We start from the raw sequence: 2,570 nt of genomic DNA on the forward strand, positions 1-2,570 counted from the left end.
TACCCACTTGATTCAATATGCATTTTTAACGAGTAGCTTCCGCGAAGAGCACCGCATTCAGCTTCTAGTTCAATGCAGATCTCTTCTTCCCAATCGTCATAGCTGCTTCGATCTCTACGCCAATACTCAGCCACCTGATTAACAAGATCGTGGATATCCATTTCGTGAGGTGGTGTACCCAGCATCTCATCAAGCTCTTTCATGAACTTGCTCGATGCAGACTCGGCGAACATGCCATTGATGCGCTGCTTTACTGCTGAAAGCATGATTTGGTTATATGATTCGAAATCGATATTTTCGGTGTCGATAACTAACTTTTCTTGAAATATCTTTTCTAGTTGCTTGGCTATTGGCCCATAAGAACGAAACTGGGTTTCTAGCGCGGAATCAATCACCGACTCAATACGCTTTGATATCTGCCTTTCGATTTCGCCGCTAGCAATGATTTCAGCCACTTTAGTGTTCATGACTTCTTGTAACTCTTTCATCTTCCATACTCCGATTAGTGATTAGCCGTTGGTGCAACATCTTTCGACGGGGTTAAAAGCCAGCTGCGGTTACAGCTGATTCCATTTCATGTGCTTTAACTTCTTGCGCGAAATGCTGAACGATGGTGCTGGCGTTCTCTTCCAGCCATTCGTCTAGGGCGTCCTTGGCGAATTCTTGGTATCCCATTAGGGAGAGGAGAGAGTTTGAGGCTTCACAATTAGCGGTGAGCGTGAACTTCACCAGTGAATCGACAAGCTTGCCGTTGTGCATTTCGATATAGGATGAAACGAAGTCGCTAATGGTTAGATCGCACCACTCGCGGTTGCTGATAATGCGCTGTTTTCCGTTGGCGATGAATGCCTCTAGCGCTTTGTGGTAGGAGCTATCTACTTGAGCGAATAAACTTTTCATTGTACTATTTCCCTGTTGTTGGTTGATTCCCGCAACGCTTCCATGGCGTACTTGGTCGTCGTCATGGTCGTTACCTATATGCGGTGTACTTGGTCGTCACCGCACGGCAGGCGTTTCTTGGTCGTTACCCCTGCCCAAAACTACCCGGCTTAGGTCGGGTTTTTTTGTGCCTGAATTTCTTGATGAGTTTGAAGGAACTGTTTCTGTGCTTCCTGAAAAGCCGGCCCTAATTCCTGAACATGCAGTAGATATGTTTCATTCCCACTTGCCGGAGTAGCTTCCTTCGCTGTGATAGCGATGGTGCTAAAGGTGATTTTGTCTTCCCAGTTCGGTTTCGGCCCTGCTGGGTAGGCCATTCCGTTGTAACTAACCCAGCTGTTTAGAGTGATATCTCTGTTATTGCTAACCCCGCTGACCGAGCAAAAGTGACGGGGTTTTACTGTCTGCATGAAGTTGAGATGGTGAGGCCATTGGGTTACATGGCTATTCTCAAATGACTTCGAATCTAAGTGGCCGAAACTGTCTAAGAACATGTCACGCACCATGTAGCGGCCGTGGTCCCATACTTCCTGAATACTTGCGGTGATAGGTTGTTCCAATGTGAAAATCATTACTGCCTCACTCAAGTTTGATAAATCCCTGTATCTCGAAAGAAGCTCTCTGAACTCCCTTTGAGATACCGCCCCGTAGGGCGAATCCCGGTCTGGTTAGTTACGTTACCTGGCGTTTCTTGGTCCTAAGCAAAAGCACTCTCGCGAAAGTATTTTTGCTTAGGGACTGTACTGCCAATGCACTAAATGTAAAGTAAACTTGCGCCTTGTGTGAAACAAAGTTTCGAAATTTATCTTTCGTTGGTAGGTTAGGTGTCGAAGAATGGTGGGCAAACTCGAGTGTTCCCCCAAAAAAAGCTTATTGGACTTAGTCTTGATTTCTAGAAACAGGAAGTATCAGCAGTGCTACACCGCTTATAGGGTAAGTACATGATTAAAAAGGTATTAAAATATGCACCATTGTCTTGTTTTTTTGACATTTACTCTTACTTACGCAACAGCATTATGATAGCTTAAGTGCATAATTTACTGACGAATTTGTTGGCTATGTCTAAAGAATTAATAAGAGTAGAAGTCAAAAAAGACCACTTAAATAAAGTATCTAAAAGCGCTCCTTTAGCAGCTCTCGCGGAACTTGTTTGGAATGCACTTGATGCAGATGCTAACCGAGTTGATGTAGATATAACGCGAGGAGAGTATGGTCTTGACAGGATTTCTATTAAAGACGATGGAACAGGTATTCCACTTAATATAGCAAGAAAGCATTTTGGTATGCTTGGTGGATCATGGAAAAAGCTAAAGGAGTTATCGGACAAAGGTCGATTTTTACACGGAAAGGAAGGGCAAGGTCGATTTAAACCTTTTTCAGTTGGTCGAGTTGTTGATTGGGATACAGCGTACTTATCAGATGAAGGCAATATTCAGACTTACGTTATAAGTGGCCTCGCTGATGATATAGGTCAATTCTCACTTTCTGAAGTAGAGAGTGGAGATAACTTAACTACAGGTACAGTTGTAACTATTCTAGAACCTATTAAAGAGTTTACAAACTTAAATACGGATAAAGTTCTTGAATATTTTTCAACTGTTTTTGCGATTTATCTTTCGAAATATACTAGT

The 2,570-nt window shown here is 43.2% G+C and carries 4 protein-coding genes; 1 reads left to right on the forward strand and 3 read right to left on the reverse strand.

Annotated elements, in window-relative coordinates; genetic code table 11:
• From MHN01_RS24265 to MHN01_RS24275, 3 genes are all read right to left on the reverse strand, one after another.
• Window positions 1-488, reverse strand: a 488-nt coding sequence (locus tag MHN01_RS24265; RefSeq protein ID WP_239413943.1) for a hypothetical protein, incomplete at its 3' end; no start/stop codon positions are given.
• Window positions 489-540: 52 nt separating this feature from the next.
• Window positions 541-900 (reverse strand): hypothetical protein, encoded by a 360-nt coding sequence (locus tag MHN01_RS24270; protein WP_239413944.1) that lies wholly within the window; start codon window positions 898-900, stop codon window positions 541-543.
• A 149-nt stretch (window positions 901-1,049) separates the two neighbouring features.
• Window positions 1,050-1,511, reverse strand: a complete 462-nt coding sequence (locus MHN01_RS24275; protein ID WP_239413945.1) for a hypothetical protein — start codon at window positions 1,509-1,511, stop codon at window positions 1,050-1,052.
• Window positions 1,512-1,997: 486 nt separating this feature from the next.
• Between MHN01_RS24275 and MHN01_RS24280 the strand changes: the two genes are divergently transcribed.
• A partial coding sequence (locus tag MHN01_RS24280; protein WP_239413946.1) for an ATP-binding protein occupies window positions 1,998-2,570 on the forward strand: 573 nt, incomplete at its 3' end.

The sequence above is a fragment of the Photobacterium sp. OFAV2-7 genome, assembly GCF_022347985.1.
In the GTDB taxonomy this organism is placed as follows: Bacteria; Pseudomonadota; Gammaproteobacteria; order Enterobacterales; family Vibrionaceae; genus Photobacterium.